Source organism: Thauera aminoaromatica (assembly GCF_000021765.1).
In the GTDB taxonomy this organism is placed as follows: Bacteria; Pseudomonadota; Gammaproteobacteria; order Burkholderiales; family Rhodocyclaceae; genus Thauera; species Thauera aminoaromatica.
Genome location: NC_011662.2, coordinates 3,140,678 through 3,165,004 on the forward strand (window position 1 = coordinate 3,140,678; position 24,327 = coordinate 3,165,004).

The following is a 24,327-nucleotide window of genomic DNA, read 5'->3' on the forward strand; positions in this document are numbered from 1 at the left end:
ACCGCCATCATGGCCGCAGCAGAAAACACCGCCGACCTGCCTCCGGGCGCCGCCCCCGCCGATGCGCAGGCGACGACGCGGATGCAGCAGGCGCTGCAGAACCTCGCCGCGCTCAGCACGCGCCAGAAGATCGCCGGCGCGGTCGCCATCGCGCTGGCGATCGCGCTCGTGGCCGGCTCCCTGCTGTGGAACCGCGCCCCGGAGTACGCGGTGCTGTTCTCCAACCTCGACGAGCGCGACGGCGGACAGATCATCGCCGAGCTGCAGCAGCGCAACATCCCCTACAGGATGTCGCCCACCGGCCACGCCATCCTGGTGCCGCAGGCGCAGGTGCATGAGACGCGGCTGCGTCTGGCGGCCGACGGCCTGCCCAAGGGCAGCCTCGCCGGCTTCGAGCTGATGGACGGCCAGAAGCTCGGCATCTCGCAGTTCAACGAGCAGGTGAACTACCAGCGCGCGCTCGAAGGCGAGCTGACCCGCACCGTGCAGGCGATCGACGCGGTGGCCAGCGCCCGGGTGCACCTGGCGATGCCCAAGCAGACCGCCTTCCTGCGCGACGACCAGCGCCCCACCGCCTCGGTGATGGTGAACCTGCGCGGCGGCCGCATCCTCTCGCCCGACCAGGTCGCCGGCATCGTGCACCTGGTGTCGTCGAGCGTGCCACGCATGCACGCCGAGGGCGTGAAGATCGTGGACCAGAACGGCAAGCTGCTCACCGAGCAGGCCGACCCGCTGCTGCGCGCCGGGCTCGACGCCACCCAGCTCGAATACGTCCGCCTGCTCGAGCAGGGCTTCATCGAGCGCATCGACAAGATCCTCGCGCCCCTGGTGGGCAAGGGCAACTACGGCGCCCAGGTGGCGGCCGACGTGGACTTCAACCAGGTCGAGCAGACCGCCGAGACCTACAAGCCCAACCCCACACCCGACCAGGCGATCCGCAGCCAGCAGACCAGCGAGGCCTTCAACCCGCAGCCGGGCGCGCAGGGCGTGCCCGGCGCGCTCACCAACCAGCCCCCGGTGCCGGCCACCGCGCCGATCACCAACCCGCAGGTGGCCGGCGGCGGCGGCGCGCAGGGCCTGGCGAGCGGCAACCGCAGCGCGGTGCTCAACTACGAGCTCGACCGCAACATCCAGCACGTCAAGCAGGCGGTCGGGCAGATCAAGCGCCTGTCGGTCGCGGTGGTGGTGAATAATCGCACCCTCCCCGGGCCCGACGGCACGCCCACCAACGTGCCGCTGCCCGACGAGGAGATCGCGCGCATCACCAACCTGGTGCGCGAGGCGGTGGGCTACAACGCCGACCGCGGCGACACCATCAACGTCGCCAGCGGCGCCTTCGCCGACGACGGCAGCGGAGCCGCACCGCCGCCGTGGAAGGATCCGGAGATCGTCGCGCTCGGCAAGGAAGGCCTGAACTGGCTGCTGGTTCTGATCGCGATCCTGTTCGCCTACTTTGGCGTGATCCGCCCGCTGCTGCGCACCGTGGTGCCGCCCAAGCCGAAGGAAGAGAAGAAGGGCGCCGCCGCGGGCGAGGAAGGCGGGGAAGGCGAAGAGGGCGAGGAAGGCGTGCGCGTCACCCTGTCCGGCGAGACCGGCGAGGGTGAAGAGACGGAGACCTTCGAGCAGCGCCTCGAGCGTGCCCGCGCCGCGGCGCGCAACGATCCCAAGATGGTCGCCAACCTGATCAAGGACTGGATGGGCATGAACGAGGAGGCGCGCAAGTGACGACGCCCGAGGAAGGCCTGGAGAAGGCAGCGCTGCTGCTGATGACCCTCGGCCCCGACGCCGCCGCCGGGGTGCTGCGCCAGCTCGGCCCGCGCGAGGTGCAGAAGCTGACCATGAAGATGGCCTCGATGACGCCGCAGTCGCGCGAGACCGTGGAGCCGGTGCTGATCGAGGTGAACGAGCACTTCGGCAAGGGCTCGATGATCCAGTCCGACGACGACCAGCTGCGCGAGATGCTCACCAAGGCGCTCGGCGACGACCGCGCCAACCAGCTGCTGTCGCGCATGATGAGCGGCTCGGAGACCGCCGGCATCGAGAGCCTGAAGTGGATGGACGCGGCCACCGCCGCCGACCTGATCAAGGGCGAGCACCCGCAGATCATCGCCACCATCCTGGTGCACCTCGAGTACGACCAGGCCGGCGAGATCCTCAAGCATTTCGACGACCGCCTGCGCAACGACGTGGTGCTGCGCATCGCCACGCTCGACGGCGTGCAGCCGACCGCGCTGAAGGAGCTCAACGACGCCCTCACGCGCATGCTCTCGGGCGCGACCACGGTGAAGAAGGCGGCCATGGGCGGGGTACGCCACGCCGCCGAGATCCTCAACTTCGTCGGCTCGGGCGCCGAGACCGCGGTCATCGACAACGTGCGCGAATACGACCCGGAGCTGGCGCAGAAGATCCTCGACGAGATGTTCGTGTTCGAGAACCTGCTCGACATCGACGACCGCGGCATCCAGTCCATCCTGCGCGAGGTGCAGTCCGACTCGCTGATCATCGCGCTCAAGGGCGCCCCGCCCGAGCTGCGCGAGAAGATCTTCAAGAACATGTCCTCGCGCGCCGCCGAGATGCTGCGCGAGGACCTCGAGGCGCGCGGCCCGGTGCGACTGTCCGAGGTCGAGGCCGAGCAGAAGGAGATCCTCAAGACGGTGCGCCGCCTGGCCGAGGAAGGCCAGGTCATGCTCGGCGGCAAGGGCGGGGACGATGGCTTCGTGTGATCCCCGCGCCGCCCGCATGCGGAGTTCGCCCGCGGCGCACCCGTGCGGCCGCGCGGGAGGAAGCGCGTGGCGCGGCCCAGGGTGGAACCCGCGTGGAGACAGGAGGATCGTGCCGTGAGCATCTCGCGCCACCAGGCGGTCGGCGCCTACCGGCGCTGGGAACCGGAGGACTTCGATGCCCCCGCCGGCAAGGGCTCGGCACCGCCGCCGGAAGCCTTCGCGCCCGCGGATCTCGCAGGCCTCGTGCAAGCGGCGCCCGCGCCCTCCACAGCCTCGCCGCCCATTGCCCCCAGGGCTGCCGCAGCTACCCATTCGTCGTTGACCACCTCAAAAACTCGTTCACGATCAGTCACTTGACATACCCCTGTTCACAATCGGTGTTTTTGTGTAGCTTCCTGTCTTTTTGGGCGACCGATGGACATAGGGAAGCTGGCCGACATGGTGGAGGTTTTCGAGGGCCTCGAGGACTGGCGCAATGCGCAACAGACGCGGCACCGCTTGAGCGAACTGCTCACCGTGGCGGTGTGCGCGGTGCTCAGCGGCGCCGACGACTTCGAGGAGATCTCGCAGTGGGGGCGCGCCAAAGTGCCGTGGCTGAGGGGCTTTCTGCGGCTCGACTACGGCGTGGCCTCGCCCGACACCTTCGAGCGCGTGTTCGCGCTGCTCGATCCGAAACAGTTCGAACAGGCCTTTCGCACCTGGGTCGGCGGCATCATTCCGGCAGTGGGCAAAGACCAGGTCATCGCCATCGATGGCAAGTCGAGCCGACGTACCACGAGCAAGGCGGCCGCTGCGCCGCTGCATCTGGTCAGCGCGTTTGCGGCCAACGTGGGCGTGGTGCTGGGCCAGACGGCGACGGCGGAGAAGTCCAACGAGATCACGGCGATCCCCGAACTGCTCAAGGTGCTCGACATCGAGGGCTGCATCGTCACCATCGATGCGATGGGCACGCAGACCAAGATCGCACGCGCCATCCGTGAGCGAGGTGCCCACTACGTGCTGTGCGTGAAGGACAACCACCCGAAGCTGCTCGACTCGATCATGTTCGCCGACATCGATCCGCGCGGTCCGCTGACACCAAGTTCGACCCATGAAACCACGAGCACCGGCCATGGACGGATCGAGGTGCGACGCTGTACGGCCTTTGATGCGACCGATCGGCTCCACAAGGCCGAGGCCTGGAAGGACGTGGCCAGCTTTGCCGTCGTCGAGCGCGTGCGAACGGTGGGCGAGCGCACCAGCACCGAGCGCGTCTACTACATCAGCAGCCTGCCGGCCGACGCCGAGCGCATTGCGGTGGCGATCAGAAGTCATTGGGAAGTGGAGAATCGGCTGCACTGGTGTCTGGATGTTCAGTTCGGTGACGACTACGCACGCGGACGCATCGGTCACATTGCCCACAACCTGGCGCTGGTGCGCCACATGGCGCTCAATCTCATCCGGCTCGATAAGTCCATCAAGACGAGCATCAAAACCAAGCGACTGCTGGCCGCGACGTCCGATGAGTTTCGGGCTGCGCTGCTGGGCTTTGAGCCACCAGACGAGGATGACGACGATTGATGATGAACGCGTAGCTGCGGGAGCCCTGCCATTGCCCCCCCCGCGCCGGAGCCCGCCCCGTCCCCGCCCGCAGCCGACTCCGTCGCCGCGCTGCCGCCCGATTTCCACCTGCCCACCGCGGAGGAGATCGAGCGCATGCACGACGACATGCGCCGCGCCGGCTTCGAGGAAGGCCGCGCGGCCGGCCACGCCGAGGGGCTGGAAGCCGGGCGTGCCGAAGGCTACACCGAGGGTCGTGCACGGGCCGAGGCCGAGGCTGCGCGCCTGGCCGGGCTCGCCGACAGCCTGGACGAGGCCTTGCGCGAGCTCGACGGCGAGATCGCCGAGCAGCTGATGGCGCTGGCGATCGAGATGGCGCGGCGGATGGTGAAGCTCACCCTTGCCGAGCACCCCGAGGCCATCCTCGAGACGGTGCGCAGCGCGCTGCTCCAGCTGCCTCAGGGCCACGCCCACATCCAGCTCCACCCCGACGACCTCGCCCTGGTGCGCGAGCACCTTGGCGAACAGCTCGCCCACGCCGGCCACCGCCTGCAGGAGGACGCCCGCCTCGAACGCGGCGAGTGCCGCATCGACGGCCAGGGCGCGCAGGTGGATGCGACGCTGGAGACGCGCTGGCGGCGGGTGCTCGAATCCATCGGCCACGAGCGCGCGCGCTGGCACGTTGCGGAGGAAGCGGAGGCGGGCGACGCGACCGGCCCGGTTGCCGACACCGCCCCGCCCGCGCCGGAGCCGCCGGCATGAACCGTCACCAGGCGCTGTGGCGCGACTTCCTCGGCGACGGCCGCCGCCTGGTCGAGGGCTGCAACCCGCTCGAGGTCTCCGGCCGCCTCACCCGCATCAACGGCCTGGTCATGGAAGCGGCCGGCATCAAGCTGCCGCTCGGGTCGGGCTGCCGCATCCTGGTGCCCGGCGGCGGCGCGGTCGAGGCCGAGGTGGTCGGCTTCAACGGCGACAAGCTCTACATGATGCCCACCGACGACGTCTTCGGCCTGGCGCCCGGCGCGCGCGTGCTGCCGATGGAAGTCGGTGTGCCGCGCCTGGTCCCGGGCAAGCGCATCGGCCCGCGCCGGCGCGCCGCCGACCGCGCCAAGCACCTGCCGGTGGGCGACGCCCTGCTCGGCCGCGTGGTCGACGGCGCCGGCCGCCCGCTCGACGGCCAGGGCCCGCTGCACACCCAGGAGACGCGCTCGCTGCAGGGGCGTGCCATCAACCCGCTCGCACGCGCGCCGATCGCACAGCCGCTCGACGTCGGCGTGCGCGCGATCAACGCGCTGCTCACCGTCGGCCGCGGCCAGCGCCTCGGCCTGTTCGCCGGTTCCGGCGTGGGCAAGTCGGTGCTGATCGGCATGATGGCGCGCTACACCGAGGCCGAGGTCATCGTCGTCGGGCTGATCGGCGAGCGCGGCCGCGAGGTCAAGGAGTTCATCGACCACAGCCTGGGCCCCGAGGGCCTGGCGCGCTCGGTGGTGGTGGCGGCGCCCGCCGACACCAGCCCGCTGATGCGCATGCAGGGCGCGGCCTATGCCACCACGGTGGCGGAGTACTTCCGCGACCAGGGCAAGCAGGTGCTGCTGATCATGGACTCGCTGACGCGCTATGCGATGGCGCAGCGCGAGATCGCGCTCGCGATCGGCGAACCGCCGGTCACCCGCGGCTACCCGCCGAGCGTGTTCGCCCGCCTGCCCGCGCTGGTCGAGCGCGCTGGCAACGGCCCCGAGGGCGGTGGCTCGATCACCGCCTTCTACACCGTGCTCGCCGAGGGCGACGACCAGCAGGACCCGATCGCCGACGCGGCGCGCGCCATCCTCGACGGCCACTTCGTGCTCTCGCGCAATCTCGCCGACCAGGGCCACTACCCGGCGATCGACATCGAGCAGTCGATCTCGCGCGCGATGCACAACCTCGTCGGCGACGACCACTTCAACGTGGTGCGCCAGTTCAAGCAGTTCTTCTCGCGCTACCAGCGTTCTCGCGACCTGATCGCCGTCGGCGCCTACCAGCCCGGCGGCGATCCCCTGCTCGACATGGCCGTCAAGCTCTACCCCAGGCTCGAAGCCTTCCTGCAACAAGGCATCCAGGAACACGAAACCTACGAGGGTGCCCTGCAGAAGCTGGCGCAGGTGTTCGGGTGAGAAAGGCACGAGGCGCAAGCGCTCCCGCTCGCCCGTAGGAGCGAAGCCAGCCGCGATCGGGCGGCGAAGCTGCGCCGCCGCGGGGCCGAAGCGCCGCGATCGCGACTGGCGTCGCTCCTGCACCCGCGACATCGATCGCGAGCATTTCGTCACGGTCGAGGACGAGCCGACCGAAATATGCCCACCTCGGGCATCCGGCGAACGGCTAGAATGCTGTTTGCAACGCCCCCGTGACACGACGCCGATGCCCGCCTCCTTCCACCTCCAGCCCCTGCTCGACCTCGCCAGCACCCGCACCGACGAGGCTGCGCGTCGCCTGGGCGAACTCGTCGCCGCCGAACGCGACGTGGAACAGAAGCTGAAGATGCTCGAGGACTATCGCACGGAATATCACGAGCGCTTCGTGCAGGCCGCGCGCGACGGCCTGAGCGCGGACGCATGGCGCAACTATGGCGCCTTCATCGCCAAGCTCGACGACGCGATCGCCGCGCAGCGCAAGGTGGTCGAGCAATCGCGCGCGCGCACCGTCGAGGGCCAGCAGGCCTGGCTCGCCCAGCGCACCAAGCTCAAGGCCTTCGACACCCTCGCCCAGCGCCACCAGCACGCGGTCGCGCGCAGCGAGGCGCGCCAGGAGCAGAAGCAGTCGGACGAGCACGCCGCCCGACGCGGTGGCGAGGACGCCTGACGCGGGAAGCCGCGGCAGCCGCCCGACCCGGTGACACACCCATGGCATGAGGCTTGCTTTTGATGGGCTGTCGGATCGTCCGCGATCCATCGCATCCAGCCCACGAGAGGCCCGCAACCATGTCCGCACCGTTCTCCCCCTCCAGTCTCGGCAACGTCGCGCAGCTTCGCCTCGGCGCGCAGCAGGCCCGCATCGGCATCTCCGCCCTGGACGGCCTGGGCGCGCAGCCCGACAGCTTCTCGCGCACGCTCGAGAACCGCATGAACACGCCCGAGCCGGCGCCGCGCAAGCCCGAGTCGCCCCCCCCGGCCCCGCGACCGCCCGAGCGCACGGCCTCCGCCGAACCCGCACGCGAGCCCGAGCGCCCTGCCGGCAGCGGCCCCGCCGCGGGTGACCGCAGCGCCGGGCCCGCCACACAGGCGGACGCAGGCAAGGCCGCCGCTTCCGGTACGTCCGCACCTGACAAGGGCGCTACGGACGCTCGCACCGGCGGGGCGGGCGCCGCCGCCGACGAGGACGCCGCCACCGCGCAGGCGGACGCCGCCGGCGAAGCAGCCGATGCCGCCGCTTCGCCGCAGGCCGTCGCGAGCCAGGCGGGCCACGCCGCGCGCCTCGCCGCCCTGGCCGCGGGCGCCGTGGTCGATGCCGACGCAACATCTGCCGATACGGTCACCGCGACGGCAAGCTCGCCCACCGACCCGGCAGCCCTTGCCGGCCTGCCGGCAGCGATTGCCGCACTGCTCGCCGGTCGCGCCGAAGCCCCCTCCGGCGCGGATGCGACCGGCTCCGAAGCGGGCACGCTGCAGCTGGTTGCGGACGGCGGGCGCAAGTCGCTTCAGAATTCCGCACTGCTGCCGAAAACCGATCTGTCGGCCACGGCTGGCGGCAACACCGGTCCCGATGGCAACGCCACGCCGGCCTTCCTGCTCCAGGGCCGCGAGTTCGCCGCCGCAACCATGGCGGCTCGCGGCGCGAGCGGCGCCGGTGCAGGCGGCACCGCGGCGGATGGCCTCGAGGTGCCGGGCACGAGCAACGCGAACGGCAACCTGCCGGCCGGCCTGGCGCACACGCATGGCGCGACACATCTGCTGCGCCAGGCGTCCTCCGCGCACGCCGCATCGCCGCAGCTGCCGGTGGCGACCCCGGCCGGCGAGCAGGGCTGGGCGGAAGACGTCGGCAATCAGGTGCGCTGGATGCTCGGCCGTGCCGAGAGCAAGGCCGAACTCGTGCTGACGCCGCCGAACATGGGCAAGCTCGAGGTGTCGATCAACCTCGCCGGCGACCAGACGACGGCGCAGTTCATCGCCTCGAGCCAGGCCGCGCGCGACGCGCTCGAACGCGCGCTGCCGCAGCTGCGCGAGGCGCTGCAGCAGGCCGGCATCCTGCTGGGCGACGCCAACGTGAGCACCTCCGGCCAGGGCCGCGAGGGCGATGGACGCGAAGGCAGCGGCGGTCGTGGCGAGCGCGGCGAGGCGGGCGCGAGTGGCCACGCCGGCACCGGCGGTGCCGGGGTGTGGCTGAAACAGCAACAGGGGATGGTCGACACCTTCGCCTGAAGCGCGCGAATTGGGGCGGGCTTGCCCCACTAATCGGCGCTTTGGCGGGTGCGGACCTCCCGGATAATTCAATCCGTACTACAGGAGATTCGCATGGCCAAGGCGCCGGCAAAGACCGAGGAAGGCGACGAGACCCCCAAGAAGAAGGGCAAGCTCGGCCTGATCCTCATCATCGTGCTCGTGGTGATCGTGCTCGTGCTCGGCGCGCTCGTCGCGCTGCTGCTGCTCAAGGGCGGCAAGGACAAGGAGCACGAGGAGCCGGCGGCCCACGCCGCGCCGGCTGCGCAGCAGCTGCACACCACCGGCACGGTGGACCTCACCAAGCCGCCCACCTTCATCCCGCTCGACGCCTTCACGGTCAACCTGCGCCGCGACGAGGGCGACCACTACCTGCAGGTGGTCGCCGTGATGCGCGTGGCCGACGCGACCATGGACCCGACGCTGAAGGCCTTCATGCCGGAGATCCGCCACCGCATCAACCTGCTGCTGTCGAGCAAGCTGCCGTCCGAGGTGGCCACCGTCGAGGGCCGCGAGGCCTTGTCGCTGGCGATCACCGAGAGCGTGAACGAGGCGCTCGGCTTCAAGCCGGTGCGCGACGCCGCCGGCAGGCCGGTGCCCAACGGCCCGGTGCAGGCCGTGCTGTTCACCTCCTTCATCATCCAGTAAGGGATCGCCGCCATGTCCGCGGACTTTCTCTCCCAGGAAGAGGTCGACGCCCTGCTGCGGGGCGTCACCGGCGAGTCGGACGAGCCGGTCGCGGACGAAGCCGGCGTCGAGGGCGTACGCCCCTACAACCTCGCCACCCAGGAACGCATCGTGCGCGGGCGCATGCCCACGCTCGAGCTCATCAACGAGCGCTTCGCGCGCTACCTGCGCATCGGCCTGTTCAACTACATGCACCGCAACGCCGAGGTGTCGGCGGGGCCGATCAAGGTGCAGAAGTACGCCGAGTTCGTGCGCAACCTGGTGGTGCCGACCAATCTCAACCTGATCACCGCCAAGCCGCTGCGCGGCACCGGGCTGGTCGTGTTCGACCCCAACCTGGTCTTCCTGGTGGTGGACAACATGTTCGGCGGCGACGGGCGCTTCCACACCCGCGTGGAGGGCCGCGATTTCACCCCGACCGAGCAGCGCATCATCCGCGGCATGCTCGACGTCGTGTTTGCCGAATACGTGCGCGCCTGGGCACCGGTGTTCAATCTGCAGCCCGAGTTCATCCGCTCGGAGATGAACTCGCAGTTCGCCAACATCGCGACGCCCTCCGAGGTGGTGGTGTCGACCAGCCTCTCGGTCGAGTTCGGCGGCTCGCAGGCGGAGATGCACATCTGCTTCCCGTACTCGATGCTGGAGCCGATCCGCGACCTGCTCTATTCCTCGATGCAGAGCGACCACCTCACCTCGGACCGGCGCTGGATCAAGCTGCTGACACGTCAGTTGCAGACCGCCGAGGTGGAACTCGCATGCTCGTTCGGCACGGCGCGGGTGAGCCTGCGCGACATCGTCGACATGCGCGTCGGCGATGTGATCCCGCTCGCGGTGCAGCCGGTGCTGCAGGCCGAGGTCGACGGCGTGCCGGTGTTCGAATGCCGCCAGGGCACGCGCAACGGGCGCTATGCGCTGCGCGTGGAGCGCTTCATCACCGCCGAGGACAACGAACCCCCCATGATTCCGGGAGCCCAGAATGGCTGACGAGAACCTGATTACCGACGACGACTGGGCAGCCGCGATGCAGGAACAGGCCGCCGCCGAGGAAGGCGGCGACAGCGAAGCCGATCGGGTCGCCGCCGAGCTTGCGGCCGCGGCGATGGGCGACTCGCCCTACCAGGCCCGCCCCGCCAGCCAGCTCTTCGAGGACTTCGGCGCCCCGGCGGGCAAGCCGGGCGCGCTCAACGACTTCGACATGATCCTCGACATCCCGGTGCAGATCACCGTGGAGCTCGGGCGCACCAAGCTGTCGATCCGTAACCTGCTGCAGCTCGCGCACGGCTCGGTGGTCGAGCTCGACGGCCTGGCCGGCGAGCCCATGGATGTGCTGGTGAACGGCACCCTGATCGCCCAGGGCGAGGTCGTGGTGGTCAACGACAAGTTCGGCATCCGCCTCACCGACATCATCACCCCCGCCGAGCGCATGCGGAAGATCCGCAACTGAGCAGCGCGATGCCCGAACTCGGCGCCAGTCTCGTGCAGATGAGCTTCGGCCTGGCGGTGGTGGTCGGCCTGCTGTTCGCCTGCCTGTGGCTGCTACGCCGCCTGTCCGCCCCGCGCGGCGGCGGCGCGGCGATCAAGGTGCTCGGCGCGGCCGCGGTCGGCCCGCGCGAGCGCGTGGTGCTGGTCGAGATCGGTGAAGACGTGCTGGTGCTGGGCGTGGCGCCCGGCAGCGTCGCGCGCCTGCACGAACTCAAGCGCGCCGACCTGCCGCTGCCCGCCGACCTGCCGGCCCAGCCCCTGCCGGGCGGCAAGACCTTCGCCACCTGGCTGCGCCAGGCTGCGCAACGCAGGGAACGCCGCGATGAAGCCTGAGCGCCGCGCCCCGAGCCACCCCGTGGCACTGCTGCGCCTCGCGCTCGCCTGCGCGCTCGCCGGCCTGCCCCTGCTGGCGACGGCGCAGGCCCTGCCCGCGCTCACCACCAGCCCGGCGGCGGGCGGCGGCACGACCTACAGCCTGACCATCCAGACGCTAATGCTGATGACGCTCCTGAGCTTCATCCCGGCGTTGGTGCTGATGACAACCTGCTTCACCCGCATCGTCATCGTGTTCTCGCTGCTGCGCCAGGCCATGGGCACGCAGACCGCGCCGCCCAACCAGGTGCTGCTGGGCCTCGCCCTCTTCCTCACCTTCTTCGTGATGGCGCCGGTCGGCGAGCGCGTATACACGGAGGCCTATCTGCCCATGTCCGAAGGCCGCATCCAGTTCGACGAGGCGCTCGAGCGCGCCTCGGTGCCGGTGAAGGGCTTCATGCTCAAGCAGGTGCGCGAGCCCGACCTCGCGCTCTTCGCCGGGCTGGCCAAGCTGCCGCCGGTGGACAAGGCCGAGGACCTGCCGATGCGGGTGGTGATCCCCGCCTTCGTCACCTCCGAGCTCAAGACCGCCTTCCAGATCGGCTTCATCGTCTTCATCCCCTTCATCATCATCGACATGGTCGTGGCCTCGGTGCTGATGTCCATGGGCATGATGATGATGTCGCCGGTGATCGTGTCGCTGCCTTTCAAGATCATGCTGTTCGTGCTGGTCGACGGCTGGACGCTGCTGATCGGCTCGCTGGTGCAGAGCTTCGCGGTGTGACCGCGCCTGCCCGAGGACAAACGCCATGACCCCCACCACCGTCATCGAGCTCGGCCGCCAGGCCATCGAGGTCACCCTGATGGTGTCGGCGCCGCTCTTCCTCGCCGCGCTCGTCACCGGCCTGATCATCAGCATCTTTCAGGCCGCCACCCAGATCAACGAGATGACGCTCTCCTTCGTGCCCAAGCTGGTGGCGATCTTCGTGACCCTGGTGCTGGCCGGGCCGTGGATGATCACCCTGCTCACCGACTTCATCCGCCGGCTGTTCGAGTCGATCCCGGCGATGATCGGCTGAGCCTCCTCCCCGCCCCTCGCCCTTCCCCGCCACCATGCTCTCCGTCACCGCAGCCCAGCTCGACGCCTGGCTGGCGGCGCTGATGTTCCCGCTCGGGCGCCTGCTCGGGCTGTTCGCGTCGGCGCCGGTGTTCTCCAACCGTGGCGTGTCGGTGCGCATCCGCCTGGCGATCGGGCTGGGCGTGGCGATGGCGGTGCTGCCGGTCCTGCCGCCGATGCCGCAGGTGCCACCCGGCGGCGGACTGGGCCTGGCGATCTTCGCGCAGCAGATCCTGATCGGCATCGCCATCGGCTTCGTGATGCGCATCGTATTCGCTGCGGTGGACATGGCCGGCGCCCTGATCGGGATGCAGATGGGCCTCTCGTTCGCGGTCTTCTTCGACCCCGACGCGGGCGGGCAGACCGCGGTGCTGTCCGACTTCCTCAACCTGCTCGCGACCCTGATCTTCCTCGCCATCGACGGCCACCTGCTGATGATCGACCTCCTGGTGCGCAGCTTCGAGTGGCTGCCGGTGGCGACCGATGCGGTGGATGCCGGCGGCTGGGCCTTCCTCGCGCGCAGCGGCATCACGGTGTTCTCGGCGGGGCTGCTGCTGTCGCTGCCGGTGATCGCGGTCTTGCTGGTGGCCAACATCGCGCTCGGCGTGCTGACCCGCGCGGCGCCGCAGCTCAACCTCTTCGCGGTGGGCTTTCCGATCACGCTGACCGCGGGCTTCATCGGCGTGCTGCTGATCATGAGCAACTTCGCGCCGGTGCTGCAAAGCCTCTTCGAGCGCAGCTACGACACCATCGGCCTGCTGCTCGACGCGCTCGCGCCACGCCCCACACCCTGAGAGGGCCGCGCTCAGAACTCCGGGAAGGTGCGCGAACGCACCAGGCGGATCTCGCCGCTGGCGACGCGGCGGGCGAAAGGCCGGGTGGACTCGATGCCCTCCTCCCAGCTCAGCTCGTCGAAGCCGGCGAAACCGCCCGCACGCACGATCTCGCGCGCGTTGCGCAGGAAGACCCGGCGTGCCTCGCCGTCGCCGCCGGTGGTCATCCGCTTCATGTGCAGGTCCATGCGCACACGGTCTTCGCCGCTGCGGCTGACCTCGATCGACCACGTCGGCGCGAGCGGATCGTAGATGCCGTAGGCCACCAGCATGCCGGCGAGGTATTCCGGCTCGAGGTAGGAAAGCTCGCTCGCCATCCACACCGCGCCCACCGCACCGGCGATCGGCCCTGGGGCCGCGGCGGCGCGGTCGAGCAGGCCGGTGCCCTCGCGCTCGCTGGCGCAGCCGAGGACGGAACAGGCGGCAAGGACGAGGAGCGCGCGGCGCATGGCGGTCAGCTGAGGTAGTTGAACAGCGACAGCCCGGTCGTCTTGAGGAAGGACTGCTGGGCGGCTTCGAGGAAGGTGCGCTGCTGGGTCAGGCGCGAGATCGCCTCGTTGTAGTCGAGGTCCTGCAGGTTGGACAGCGTGGTCTGGTACTGCAGGTCGAGATCGCTGCCGATGAAGCCGAGTTGCTCGACCTCGACCTGCTGCGAGCCGATCTGCGCGCGCACGGTGAGCGTGCGGTCCAGGCTGTCGTCGAGACCGCCCAGCGCCGTGCTCACCGCGCCGCTCACATCGCCTCCGCCTTCGAGGGCGGAGATGAACTCGCCCAGCACCTTGAACACCCCGTCGCCCTCGCTCCCGAACACCGACTCGCCACCAAAGCTGATCGGCATGAAGCGGGAGGACGAAACCTGCATGGTGCGCGAACCCTGATCGCCCTTGTAGTCGCTGCCGAGCGTGCCGGCAGTGACCGTCTTCTCGAACGGCGGCGTGTTCGACCGGTAGCCGGCGAACAGGTAGTCGCCGTTGGCGTCGCGCGTGTTGGCGATCGCCAGCATGGCATCGAACTGGCTGCGCAGGTCGGAGGCGATCGACTGGCGGTCGGACGGCGACAGTGCGGGATTGCCAGCCGCGAGCACGCGCTCGCGCGCGTACTGGATGATCTCGCCGGCTCCGTCGAGTTGGCCGTCGACCAGCTTGAGCGCATCGTCGGCATAGCCCTGGTTGGTGATGAACTGCTGGTTGACGCTCTTCGACTGGCTGACATCGAGCGCGCGCGCGGAGGCCACCGGATCGTCCGAAGGGGTGAGGATCTTGCGGCCGGTGGCGATCTGCTGGCCGGTGTGCAACAGCGCGGCGGACTGCTTTTGCAGGGCGATGACGCCCTGGTCGTAGATCATGTTGGTCGATACGCGCATGGTGTGCTCTCTCCTCAGCGGGCGATCGCCAGTATTTCGTCGAACAGGCGCTGCGCCACGCCCATCACCTTGGCCGCAGCCTGGTAGCTCTGCTGGAAGCGCACCAGGTTGGCCGCCTCCTCGTCCAGGTTCACGCCCGAGACCGCGTCGCGCGAAGCCTTGGCCTGGTCGAGCAGCGAGGTCTGGGTGCGTTCGCCGGCCTGCACCTCGCGCGTCTTGCTGCCGACCTTGGCCACCAGCTGCGCATAGGCGTTGTTGAGCGTGGCGGTGGCCTGGCCGCCGCTGCCGAACAAGAGCTTGTCGGTCTGCAGCGCGCCGAGCAGCGCAGCGTTGCGGTTGTCGGCGACGCCGCCCTTGTTGTCGGCGAGCGCGATGACATCGTTAGCGGCAGGGGTGCCGGAGATCTTGAGCTCGAGCCGGACGCCTCCGGGCCCCTCCAGCGTGAAGGACTCACCCGCGGCGCTGGTCGCCGGGTCGTAGGCCAGGGTCGCAGGCCAGCCGGCCGCCCCCGGCGCAGCCGCGTCGAGTTCGAAGCGCTTGTCCACCGCGTTGAAGGTGTACTTCAGGGCGGGCAGGCCGAGCTCGGTGCCGGCCGCCGCACTGCCGCGGCTGAGCAGCCCGGATTGCTCGATCCGCAGCGAGCTGCCGTCGCCCCTGGTCGGACTGGCCAGCACCGGCGCCGCGGCCGCGACGGCGCGCGGGTCCCGGTTCGCCACCTCGATCGCCCCCGCGGTGTAACGGGTGGGATAGACGAAGGCCGGCTCGGTCAGGGTGCTCCGCGCGCCGGTAAAGACGAGCCCCTGCGCCCGGATGGTGGTCGAACCGTCCGCCTCGGTCACGAGCTGCATCTGCGCGGCGGGCACGGCGTTGCCCGTGGCGAGGTCGGTGAGCTGGAAGGCCGCGCCGTCGTAGCGCAGCGAGTAGTCGCTGCCGGTGAGCGAGGAGACCTGCCCGGGGTCGATCCGGACGCTCAGGCCGCTGTCCGACGGATCGACGCGCACCCCGCCGATCCTGAAGAAATCTCCCCCCAGCCGGCCTTCCAGGTCGAGGCCGAGCGCGTGCTGGCTATTGAACTCGGTCGCCAGCGTGGTCGCCAGCAAGCCGAGGCTGCGCTGCGCCGAGGCCGTGCCCTCGCGGCGCGCCGCCAGCAGGCCGCCGAGCGTGCCACCACCGACGAGGCTCTCGGCGAGCGGCTCCACCACCCCCGAGTTGGCGCGCACCGTGATCATCGAGCGCCCGTTCTCGTCGAGCTGGTCGCCCAGTTCGAGCTGCTTGGCGCGATTGCCCATGACCAGGCTCTGCCCCGAACCGATGAAGACCGACGTCGAACCGTCGCGCTGCTCCACCGTGCTCACCTTGACCAGGCGGTTGAGCTCGGCGATCGCCTGGTCGCGCTGGTCGAGCAGGTCGTTGGCGGCCGAACCGGCGCCGCCGGTGCGCGAGATCACCATGCGCTCGTTGAGCTCGGCGATCGCGGCGGCGTAGCCGTTGATGCTCTCCAGCGTGCTGCGCATCTCGGTCTCGACGCCTTCCGCGATCTCCGAGATACGCCCGTCCAGGGTGCGGAAGCGCGCCGACAGGGTATCGCCGCTGGAGAGCAGCGCCTGGCGCGCGGCCACGTTGGTCGGGTTGGAGGTGACGTTCTGCAGCGCACCGAAGAATTCGTTGAGCGCGGGCGTGAGGCCGGTGTCGGCGTCGGCGAGCACGTTGTCGAGCTGGCTGATGAACTGGCTGTAGGCGGCGTATTCCGCACGCCGGCTGTCGGCGCTCAGCACCTGGCCCTCGAGCAGCTGGCTGTAACTGCGCGCCACGCCGGTGACGCCGGTACCGGTGCCGAAGAAGGCGCCGCCGCTGTATTGCGGGTCGCGCGCTTCCTGGGTGACGGTCTGGCGATGGAAGCCCGGCGTCGCCGCGTTGGCGATGTTGTGGCTGGTGGTGTTGAGGTAGGCCTGGGAGGCGCTGAGCCCGGTCAGTCCGATATTGAGCAAGGACGCCATGATGTTTCCCTGATGCGCTGGTTCGAGCCTCTACACGCAAGATCCTTGCCAGCGCTCGATACGCACCTCGACCGCCGGTCCTCAGCCCGCCATTGCCAGTGCACTGCGCAAGGTATTGCCGCCGATGATGCGGGTGAGCTTGTCGGCATACATCGGGTCGGTGGCGTAGCCGGCGTCCTGCAGGCCGCGCGCGAAGGCCGCCGCGTCGGTCTGGCCGAGCACGCCGGCGTAGCGCGGGCTGCGCGTCATCAGCTGGGCATAGTCGCGGAAGGACTCGGCATACGAGCCGTAGGAACGGAAGTGCGCAGCCTCGATGTAGGCCTGGCCGTCGGCGTACTCGGTGACCTCGCGCGCGACGGTACGCCCCGGCCACGCACTGCCGGCCTTGATGTTGAAGAGGTTGTGGCTCGGGCTGCCGTCCTCGTGACGCAACTGCTTCTGTCCCCAGCCGGTCTCGAGCGCCGCCTGGGCGACCATGAATTCAGCCGGGATGCCGGTGCGGCGGCTGGCTTCCTGCGCGTGCGGCCACACCTCGGTGACGAAGTCCTGCGCGGACTTCGATACCGCCCCGCCGGCATCGCGCGCGCTGCGCACCGCGGCGTCGAGGCGGGTCTGCAGCGCAGCACGCTCGTACACCGACAGCGCGGAGAACTCCCCTGCGGTCGCGGCGGCGCCCAGCGCGGGCACGCGCGCCTCGGCCGGCAAGGCGGCAAGGCGCGGGGCGGCAGCACTTTCCGCATCGCGCGCGAGCACGGCAGGAATTGCCGGGCGGCGACGCACGTCGGCAAGGTCGAAGCCGGTCTTGCCGGCCTCGCCTGCCGCGTCGGGCCGCACCGCAGCCTTGCCGCCAAGCTGGCGGTAGAGCATCTCGGACAGGCCGGTGCCGCCCGACTGCGACATCTCCAGTGCCATCTGCTGGTCGAGCATGCCCTGCCAGGAGCGCGTCTGCTCGCTGTCCATCATGCCGTTCTGGCCGGTGGTCGCACGCATGGACTTCATGACCATCTGCAGGAAGAGCCCCTCGAACTGCCTGGCCGCGGCGCGCAGGGCCGCGTCCGAGCCGCCCTCGCTGCGCGCCAGGCGCTTCAGGTCGCCGAGCGAATTGGGATCGAGCGCGTTGAGCTGGACGCCCTTGTTCATGGCAACTTCCTCAGATGACCTCGAGTTCGGCGCGCAGCGCGCCGGCCGCCTTCATGGCCTGCAGGATGCTGACCAGGTCCATCGGCTTGGCGCCCAGGGTGTTGAGCGCCTTCACCACGTCGGCGAGGTTGGCGCCGCCGCGCACGTTGAAGAGCGCACCGCCCTCCTGGGCGACGTCGACCTGGCCGCGCTGGGTGACCACCGTCTGTCCGCCCGAGAGCGGCGGCGGCTGGCTGACCTGGGTCTCGATATTGACCGTGACCGTGAGGTTGCCGTGGGCGACCGCACAGTTCTGCAGCGTCACGCGCTGGTTCATGACCACCGAGCCGGTGCGCGAGTTGACGATGACCTTGGCGGCCTGCTGCACCGGCGTGACCTCGAGGTTCTCGATGTGGCCGAGGAAGGCGACGCGCGCGCTGGAGTCGGTCGGCGCGCGCACCTGGATGCTGCGCCCGTCGAGCGCGCTCGCCGCGCCCGGATAGACCAGGTTGATCGCATCGACGACCCGGCGCGCGGTGCCGAAGTCGGCGTCGTTGAGTTCGAACAGCACCGCGTCGCCCTGGCCGAGTGCGGTCGGGACCGCGCGCTCGACGGTCGCGCCGCCCGGGATGCGTCCGGCCGACAGGTGATTGATGACCAGCGAGGCGCCCCCGCCTTGCGCGCCCGCGCCGCCGACCGCCATGTTGCCCTGGGCAATGGCATAGACCTGGCCGTCGGCACCCTTGAGCGGCGTCATCACCAGAGTGCCGCCGCGCAGGCTCTTGGCGTTGCCGATCGAGGACACGGTGACGTCGATCGCCTGCCCGGGACGGGCGAAGGCCGGCAGGTTGGCGGTGACCATCACCGCGGCCACGTTCTTCAACTGCAGGTTGGTCCCGGGCGGCAGGCTCACGCCGAGGTTGCCGAGCATGTTGACGATGCTCTGCACGGTGAAGGGAGTCTGCGTGGTCTGGTCGCCCGAACCGTCCAGGCCGACGACCAGCCCGTAGCCGACGAGCTGGTTGTCGCGCACGCCGGCCACCGAGGCGAGGTCCTTGATGCGCTCGGCCGCGGCGTACGCCTGCGCCGGATGCAAGATCAGCACGGCGAGGGAGACGACCGCGGCGCGCAGCAGAAGGGAGGCGAGACAGGACATGGCGCGGCCCTCAGAACGGCATGATCGCCACGAAGAAGCGCTGCAGCCAGCCCATGGTGTTGGACTCGTCGATGAAGCCGCTGCCGCGGTACTCGATGCGCGCATCCGCCACCTGGGTCGACTGCACGGTGTTGGCGGTGGTGACGGTGTTCGGGTTGATCACGCCCGAGAAGCGGATGAACTCGTTGCCCTGGTTGATCGCCACCATCTTCTCGCCCGACACCAGCAGGTTGCCGTTGGGGTAGACGTCGATCACGGTGACCGTGATCGTGCCGTTGAAGACGTTGTTGGCCGCGGCCGCGCCCTTGCCGTTGAAGTCGGACTCGGCATCGGCCTCGAGCTCCAGGCCGTTCAGGCCGCTCAAGGGCAGGCGGTTGATGGGGCCGATGCCGGCGCTCATGTTGCCGTTGCGGGTGGCGTTGGCGTTGGCGCTCTTCTCCGCGGTGTTGCGCTCGACCAGGTTGATCGTGATCGTGTCGCCGATGCGGCGCGCGCGCCGGTCCTCGAACAAGGGGCGTGCCTGCACGGTCTGGTAGATCGCGCCATTGCCGGGCAGCGCGGTTGCCATCGCCTCGGGGCGCACGCTCATCGGCTGATGCACCGCAGACGGCGGGGTGGTCTGGATCGCGGCGCAGCCCGACAGCAGCGCGAGCAGGCCGACGGCGATCGAATGGCTGGCGAGCTTCATCGTGCGCCTCACAGCTGGGTCAGCCGGCCGAGCATCTGGTCGGAGGTCGAGATCGCGCGCGAGTTGAGCTCGTAGGCGCGCTGGGTCACGATCATGCTCACGAGCTCCTCGGCGACGTTGACGTTGGAGACCTCGACATAGCCCTGGTTGAGCACGCCCGCGCCGTTGGTGCCCGGCTGGGTGGGCGTGGCCACGCCGCTCGAGGCGGTCTCGTAGAACAGGTTCTCGCCCGCGGCCTGCAGGCCGCCCGAGTTGATGAAGGTGGCGAGCTGGATGGCGCCGATTTCCACCGGCGCGGTCTGCCCGGCCTGCAGCACGCTGACCGTGCCGTCCTTGCCGATGGTGATCGAGAGCGCGTCGGCGGGGATGTTGATGTTGTCGGCCAGGGTGTAACCGCTGGCGGTGACGACGTTGCCCTGACTGTCGAGCTGGAAAGCGCCGTCACGGGTGTAGGCGGTGGTGCCATCGGGCATGGCGACCTGGAAAAAGCCGTTGCCCTGCACCGCGACGTCGAGCGAGCCACCGGTCTGCTGCAACGTGCCCTGGGTGAAGATGCGCTCGGTCGCCACCGGCTTGACGCCGGTACCGATCTGCAGGCCGCTGGAGATCTGCGTCTGCTGGGTCGACTGTGCGCCAGGCTGGCGGATGGTCTGGTAGAGCAGGTCCTCGAAGATCGCACGCTGACGCTTGAAGCCGTTCGTGGAGACGTTGGCCAGGTTGTTGGAGATCACGTCCAGCGAGGTTTGCTGGGCATCCAGCCCGGTACGGGCGGTCCACAGGGAGCGGATCATGATGGGTTCCTTTGCCTTGCGTTGCCGGGGCGGCAGGATTTGCCGTGCGGGGTTGGAATACCCAGCTGAAATTGCCGCCGTGCTGCCGCTTTTTCGATGGGATCAGTCTAGGCCGGTGCCGTCACCGACCATCCTGCGATAAGCAACGCAAAAACCGTGCTAATCGAAGCGGCCGGGTGCGCAAAAAAGGCCGGGCGCCCCACGCTACCCGGCCCGCGCAGCCCGGCTCGGCGGGGAGCGCGCCTCGATCAGCCCTGGCCGCCGATGACCCGCGCGGCCGAGCGGTCGTTCTGCTCGGCGGTCGACAGCATGCGGGTCTGCATCTCGAACTGACGGGCGAGCGAGATCATCTGCACCATCTGGTCGACCACGTTGACGTTGCTGCCCTCGAGATAGCCCCCGGCGACGCGCACATTGGGATCGACCGGCGCGGGCGCCCCGCCCTGCAGGCGGAAGAGGCCGTCGTCGCCACGCACCAGCTGCGCCTCGGGCGGATTCACCAGCTTGAGCTGCGCGACCACGTTGACCACACCCGGCTGATCGGGCTGCAAGGCCGAGACCGAACCGTCGGCACCGATGGTGATCTCGTTGTCGGGCGGGATCGTGACCGGCCCGCCGTCGCCCAGCACCGGCCTGCCGTCGCGCGTCTGCAGGACGCCGTTGGCGCTCACCGCGAGGCTGCCGTTGCGGGTGTAGGCCTCGCTGCCGTCCGGCATCTGCACCGCCAGCCAGCCTTTGCCGGCGAGCGCGACGTCGAAGGGCCGGCCGGTGAACTGCAGCGGCCCCTCGGTGAAGTCGTTGGCGACGCTGGCGTCGACCGTGAAGGCGCGCGTGCGCAGCGCCTCGGTCTGCACCTCGACCGCGCGCAGCTTGTGCAACTCTGCGCGGAAACCCGTGGCGTCGACGTTGGCGAGGTTGTGCGCGACCGCCGCCTGCTGGTCCATGGTGCCCTTGGCGCCGGTCATCGCGGTGTAGATCAGGCGGTCCATCGCTGGCCTCTCGTGTCAGGCGGGTTTCAGGATCAGCGCAGGTTCACCAGGGTCTGCAGGACCTGGTCCTGCGCCTTGATGGATTGCGCGTTGGCCTGGTAGTTGCGCTGCTGCACGATCATCTGCACCAGCTCGTTGGTGAGCTCCACGTTGGCGTCCTCGATCATGCCCGCCGAGACCACGCCCGCGACCCCTTCGCCGGCCTTGGACGGCGCAGTGAGGCCGGATTCGGTGGTCGCTTCCCAGAAGTTGTTGCCGATCGACAGCAGCGCGTTCGGATTGCGGAAGGTCTGCAGCGCGAGCTGGGCGAGTTCGCGCGTCTCGCCATTGGTGTAGCGACCGGTCACGATGCCGTCCCGTCCCACGCTGACTCCGGCGAGCTCGCCGCCGGTGTAGCCGTCCTGGGTGAGCTCGGTGATCAGGTAGGAGCCACCGATCTGGCGCATGTCGCTGAAATCGACGTGGAAACGGATGCGGTCCGCACCCGGCGTGTAGGAAGCCGGGATCGCCAGCGGATTCGCAGCCGTCGGCCCGACGATGGGCGTGTTCACCGTACCCTTCTCGTTGAAGGTCAGGCTCCAGATCACGCTCGGGTCCTCGATCGAGCCATCGGTCCCGACCCCCAAGGGATAGCCGCCGTCCACGCTGGTGAAGACCTTCCAGGTGTTCTCGTTCGTGTTGACCGGATCGTTCGGGGTCGGGGTCACCTTGGCGAAGTAGTAGGTGAGCTCGTGCGACTTCCCGAGGCTGTCGTACGCCTTGATCGAGGTCGAGAAATTGTAGGTGCGCGCGTCCTGCCAGTTCTCGCCCGCAGGGAGCGGAAACGTGAAGGTCGAGCCGAACAGCTGTGGGTAGCGCTGGGCTGCGCTCAGGTCGTTCGCATCGAGGTTTCCGCCGATCTCCACCCGGCTGGTCGGCATGGGCTGGGAACCGACGATCGGCACCTGGACGTCCTTGAGGCCGCCGATCGGCGTGGGCAGGGCGCCCGGGGTGACCGGACTCTGGAAGCCCTTGAGCCTTTCGCCGGTGGGGGTGCGGATGAAACCCTCCTTGTCGAGCTCGAACTGGCCGTTGCGGGTATACACGTCCGGGCCGTTCTCGCGGCTGACCACGAAGAAGCCGTCGCCGTTGATCGCCAGGTCGAGCGGGTTGTTGGTGGTGGTGAGGTTGCCCTGGGTGAAGGTCTGCCGCACCGCACCGAGCGTGGCGCCCACACCCACCTGCTTGCCCGAGATCGAGCCGGTCAGCGAGGCCGCAAAGACGTCCGAGAAGATCGCGGAGCCGGTCTTGAAGCCGATCGTGTTGGTGTTGGCGACGTTGTTGGAGATGATGTCCAGGGCCTTGGAGGAAACGCTCAGGCCGCTCAAACCTTGCTGGAAAGACATGATCGGGGCTCCGGATCAGAGAATCTGCTTGATGTCGTCGTACTTGAAGATGCCGAGCGAGCCGACCTGGAAGTCGGTACCCGAGGCGCCGCGGATCACGCTGGTGACCGGGCCGAACTCGAGCGTCCGACCCGTGACCTTCTTGCCCTCGGCGAGCGCGCTCAGCTCGACCGTGTAGGCGCCGTCGACGGCACGCGAACCGTCGCTGGCGGTACCGTCCCAGATGAAGTTCTGGCTGCCCGCCTTGACGTCCGCGAGCTCGATCTTCTTGATCTCGAGGCCGGCGGCGTCCTTGATCGACAGCACCACGCTGTCGGCCGCGGCATCGAGCTCGAAACCGCCTACCGCGCCGGCCTCGGTGAGGGTCAGCTTCTTCCCCTCCACCAGCACGCCGCGCCCGACGAGCGCGGCAGCCTGCATCGAGTCGTAGGCGCTCTGGCCATCGACGAAGCTCTGGAACATCTTGTTCAGGCGCTCGATGCCGTCGACCGTGCTCATCTGTGCGAGCTGCGAGGTGACCTCCGCATTCTCCATCGGGTTGAGCGGATCCTGATTCTTCAGCTGGGTGGTGAGCAGGGTGAGGAAGCGCGAGTTCATGTCGCCGGAGGCCGAAGCCTTCGACTCCTCGCGCGTGTTGATCTTGGCGAGCACGCTCGCCGCGATGTCCTGGTTGTTCGTTACGCTGCTCATTCCTCTCTCCTGCTGTCGGCGTTTTCCGCGTCACGGCGCCTGCGGGGTGCTTACTGGCCGATCTGCAATGTACGCTGAAGCAAGGTTCGTGCCGTGCTCATCACCTCGGCGTTGTTCTGGTAGGAACGCGAGGCGGAGATCATGTTCACCATTTCCTCGACCACGTTGACGTTGGGCATCTCGACGTAGCCGTCGGGGTTGGCGGCAGGGTTGTTGGGCTCGAAGACCAGCCGCAGGGGCGCGGCGCTCTCGACCACCTGGGTCACCTGCACGCCGACCGCCGCCGGGCCGGCGACCGGGCGCGCGGCGAACACCACCTGCTTGGCGCGGTAGGGCTGGCCGTCCTCGGAGATGACGCTGTCGGCGTTGGCAAGGTTGGAGGCCGTGGCATTGAGGCGCAGCGACTGCGCATTGAGCGCCGAGCCGGCGATCTGGAAGACGTTCAGCATGCTCATGGCGGCTCTCCTTACTGGCCGGTGATCGCGGTGTTCATCGAGCGCAGCATGCCGTTGATGAAGGTCACGCTGGCCTCGTAGTGCAAGGCGTTCTCGGCGAAGGCGGCGCGCTCGACGTCCATGTTCACCGTGTTGCCGTCCACCGCGGACTGCAGCTCGCTGCGGTAGCCGGTCAGGCTTTCGAGCGCAGGCGCGGGTGCGCTGCCGATGTGGCCCGCCTGCGTTGTCGCCATCTGCACACCCTCCCGCGAGGCATTGAGCGCGCCCTGCAGCGCGGCGCGGAAATCCACGTCGCGCGCCTTGTAGTGCGGCGTGTCGGCGTTGGCGATGTTCGAGGCGATCAGCTGCTGGCGGTGCGCCTGCAGGTTCAGCGCGGTCTGGTGGAACTGGATCTGCCGGTCGAAAAGGGTCTTCATCGCTGTGCTCCCGGGACGGTGCGCCCGGACGTTCCGGACGCAGTTTCCATGCCAGCGATGGTAGGCGCGGGCCGGCAAGACCCTGGCGCCGATAAGGGGGGCAAAGCCCGGCCAATTTCGCCGCCACCCGCCGGCAAGGATTGCCGGCGGACGCTGCCGGTTGCCAGGCCGGC

The 24,327-nt window shown here is 69.2% G+C and carries 26 protein-coding genes; 14 read left to right on the plus strand and 12 right to left on the minus strand.

Annotation, left to right across the window (positions count from 1 at the left end):
• The first annotated feature begins 9 nt into the window (after positions 1-9).
• The 14 genes from fliF (at position 10) to fliR (ending at position 13,066) form a co-directional block, all read left to right on the plus strand.
• Positions 10-1,725 (plus strand): flagellar basal-body MS-ring/collar protein FliF, encoded by a 1,716-nt coding sequence (gene fliF / locus TMZ1T_RS13815; protein ID WP_004321894.1) that lies wholly within the window; start codon positions 10-12, stop codon positions 1,723-1,725.
• Complete coding sequence (fliG, locus tag TMZ1T_RS13820; protein WP_004321893.1) at positions 1,722-2,723, plus strand: flagellar motor switch protein FliG; 1,002 nt, start codon at positions 1,722-1,724, stop codon at positions 2,721-2,723. The genes fliF and fliG overlap by 4 nt, the downstream gene beginning before the upstream one ends.
• Positions 2,724-3,137: 414 nt before the next feature.
• Complete coding sequence (locus TMZ1T_RS13825; protein ID WP_012584185.1) at positions 3,138-4,283, plus strand: ISAs1 family transposase; 1,146 nt, start codon at positions 3,138-3,140, stop codon at positions 4,281-4,283.
• Positions 4,284-4,418: 135 nt separating this feature from the next.
• Positions 4,419-5,024, plus strand: a complete 606-nt coding sequence (locus TMZ1T_RS13830; RefSeq protein WP_012585739.1) for a FliH/SctL family protein — start codon at positions 4,419-4,421, stop codon at positions 5,022-5,024.
• Positions 5,021-6,415 carry a flagellar protein export ATPase FliI gene (gene fliI, locus TMZ1T_RS13835; RefSeq protein WP_012585740.1) on the plus strand — a complete coding sequence of 465 codons (1,395 nt, stop codon included), beginning with the start codon at positions 5,021-5,023 and terminating at the stop codon, positions 6,413-6,415. Before TMZ1T_RS13830 ends, fliI begins: the two co-directional genes overlap by 4 nt.
• A 244-nt stretch (positions 6,416-6,659) precedes the next feature.
• Positions 6,660-7,100, plus strand: a complete 441-nt coding sequence (gene fliJ, locus TMZ1T_RS13840; protein WP_004328705.1) for a flagellar export protein FliJ — start codon at positions 6,660-6,662, stop codon at positions 7,098-7,100.
• A gap of 119 nt (positions 7,101-7,219) precedes the next feature.
• Positions 7,220-8,656, plus strand: a complete 1,437-nt coding sequence (locus TMZ1T_RS13845; protein WP_012585741.1) for a flagellar hook-length control protein FliK — start codon at positions 7,220-7,222, stop codon at positions 8,654-8,656.
• Between the two features lie 93 nt (positions 8,657-8,749).
• Positions 8,750-9,322 carry a flagellar basal body-associated FliL family protein gene (locus TMZ1T_RS13850; RefSeq protein WP_004305560.1) on the plus strand — a complete coding sequence of 191 codons (573 nt, stop codon included), beginning with the start codon at positions 8,750-8,752 and terminating at the stop codon, positions 9,320-9,322.
• Between the two features lie 12 nt (positions 9,323-9,334).
• On the plus strand, positions 9,335-10,345 hold the full coding sequence (gene fliM, locus TMZ1T_RS13855; protein ID WP_004305559.1) for a flagellar motor switch protein FliM: 1,011 nt from the start codon (positions 9,335-9,337) through the stop codon (positions 10,343-10,345).
• Positions 10,338-10,805: a flagellar motor switch protein FliN gene (gene fliN, locus TMZ1T_RS13860; protein WP_004305558.1), complete on the plus strand. Its 468-nt coding sequence runs from the start codon at positions 10,338-10,340 to the stop codon at positions 10,803-10,805. The genes fliM and fliN overlap by 8 nt, the downstream gene beginning before the upstream one ends.
• Before the next feature lie 8 nt (positions 10,806-10,813).
• A complete protein-coding gene (gene fliO / locus TMZ1T_RS13865; protein ID WP_004305555.1) occupies positions 10,814-11,176 on the plus strand; it encodes a flagellar biosynthetic protein FliO in 363 nt (120 codons plus the stop codon).
• Positions 11,166-11,939: a flagellar type III secretion system pore protein FliP gene (fliP, locus tag TMZ1T_RS13870; RefSeq protein WP_004305553.1), complete on the plus strand. Its 774-nt coding sequence runs from the start codon at positions 11,166-11,168 to the stop codon at positions 11,937-11,939. Before fliO ends, fliP begins: the two co-directional genes overlap by 11 nt.
• A 25-nt stretch (positions 11,940-11,964) precedes the next feature.
• The gene (gene fliQ, locus TMZ1T_RS13875; RefSeq protein ID WP_004305551.1) at positions 11,965-12,234 is read left to right on the plus strand and encodes a flagellar biosynthesis protein FliQ; all 270 of its coding nucleotides are present in this window, start codon (positions 11,965-11,967) and stop codon (positions 12,232-12,234) included.
• Positions 12,235-12,268: 34 nt separating this feature from the next.
• Positions 12,269-13,066, plus strand: coding sequence for a flagellar biosynthetic protein FliR (gene fliR / locus TMZ1T_RS13880; protein WP_004305547.1), 798 nt, complete (start codon positions 12,269-12,271; stop codon positions 13,064-13,066).
• Positions 13,067-13,077: 11 nt separating this feature from the next.
• Here fliR and TMZ1T_RS13885 read toward each other — a convergent pair whose 3' ends face one another.
• The 12 genes from TMZ1T_RS13885 to flgB all read right to left on the minus strand — a co-directional run bounded on the left by TMZ1T_RS13885 (position 13,078) and on the right by flgB (position 24,154).
• Entirely contained in the window at positions 13,078-13,554 is a 477-nt protein-coding gene (locus TMZ1T_RS13885) for a hypothetical protein (RefSeq protein WP_012585742.1), read from the minus strand.
• Between the two features lie 5 nt (positions 13,555-13,559).
• Positions 13,560-14,468 (minus strand): flagellar hook-associated protein FlgL, encoded by a 909-nt coding sequence (gene flgL, locus TMZ1T_RS13890; RefSeq protein WP_004305545.1) that lies wholly within the window; start codon positions 14,466-14,468, stop codon positions 13,560-13,562.
• Positions 14,469-14,482: 14 nt separating this feature from the next.
• Positions 14,483-16,465 (minus strand): flagellar hook-associated protein FlgK, encoded by a 1,983-nt coding sequence (gene flgK, locus TMZ1T_RS13895; RefSeq protein ID WP_004305542.1) that lies wholly within the window; start codon positions 16,463-16,465, stop codon positions 14,483-14,485.
• Between the two features lie 81 nt (positions 16,466-16,546).
• Positions 16,547-17,605 (minus strand): flagellar assembly peptidoglycan hydrolase FlgJ, encoded by a 1,059-nt coding sequence (gene flgJ / locus TMZ1T_RS13900; protein WP_012585743.1) that lies wholly within the window; start codon positions 17,603-17,605, stop codon positions 16,547-16,549.
• A 10-nt stretch (positions 17,606-17,615) separates the two neighbouring features.
• Positions 17,616-18,740, minus strand: coding sequence for a flagellar basal body P-ring protein FlgI (locus TMZ1T_RS13905; RefSeq protein ID WP_004305536.1), 1,125 nt, complete (start codon positions 18,738-18,740; stop codon positions 17,616-17,618).
• Between the two features lie 10 nt (positions 18,741-18,750).
• A complete protein-coding gene (locus TMZ1T_RS13910; RefSeq protein WP_012585744.1) occupies positions 18,751-19,428 on the minus strand; it encodes a flagellar basal body L-ring protein FlgH in 678 nt (225 codons plus the stop codon).
• Between the two features lie 8 nt (positions 19,429-19,436).
• Positions 19,437-20,219, minus strand: coding sequence for a flagellar basal-body rod protein FlgG (flgG, locus tag TMZ1T_RS13915; RefSeq protein WP_004305533.1), 783 nt, complete (start codon positions 20,217-20,219; stop codon positions 19,437-19,439).
• A gap of 248 nt (positions 20,220-20,467) precedes the next feature.
• Entirely contained in the window at positions 20,468-21,208 is a 741-nt protein-coding gene (gene flgF, locus TMZ1T_RS13920; protein ID WP_004305532.1) for a flagellar basal-body rod protein FlgF, read from the minus strand.
• Between the two features lie 32 nt (positions 21,209-21,240).
• A complete protein-coding gene (gene flgE / locus TMZ1T_RS13925; protein ID WP_004305529.1) occupies positions 21,241-22,593 on the minus strand; it encodes a flagellar hook protein FlgE in 1,353 nt (450 codons plus the stop codon).
• Positions 22,594-22,608: 15 nt separating this feature from the next.
• Complete coding sequence (locus tag TMZ1T_RS13930) at positions 22,609-23,283, minus strand: flagellar hook assembly protein FlgD (RefSeq protein ID WP_004305526.1); 675 nt, start codon at positions 23,281-23,283, stop codon at positions 22,609-22,611.
• Positions 23,284-23,333: 50 nt separating this feature from the next.
• Positions 23,334-23,738, minus strand: a complete 405-nt coding sequence (gene flgC / locus TMZ1T_RS13935; RefSeq protein WP_012585745.1) for a flagellar basal body rod protein FlgC — start codon at positions 23,736-23,738, stop codon at positions 23,334-23,336.
• A gap of 11 nt (positions 23,739-23,749) precedes the next feature.
• On the minus strand, positions 23,750-24,154 hold the full coding sequence (gene flgB / locus TMZ1T_RS13940; protein ID WP_004305521.1) for a flagellar basal body rod protein FlgB: 405 nt from the start codon (positions 24,152-24,154) through the stop codon (positions 23,750-23,752).
• Between the last annotated feature and the right edge of the window lie 173 nt (positions 24,155-24,327).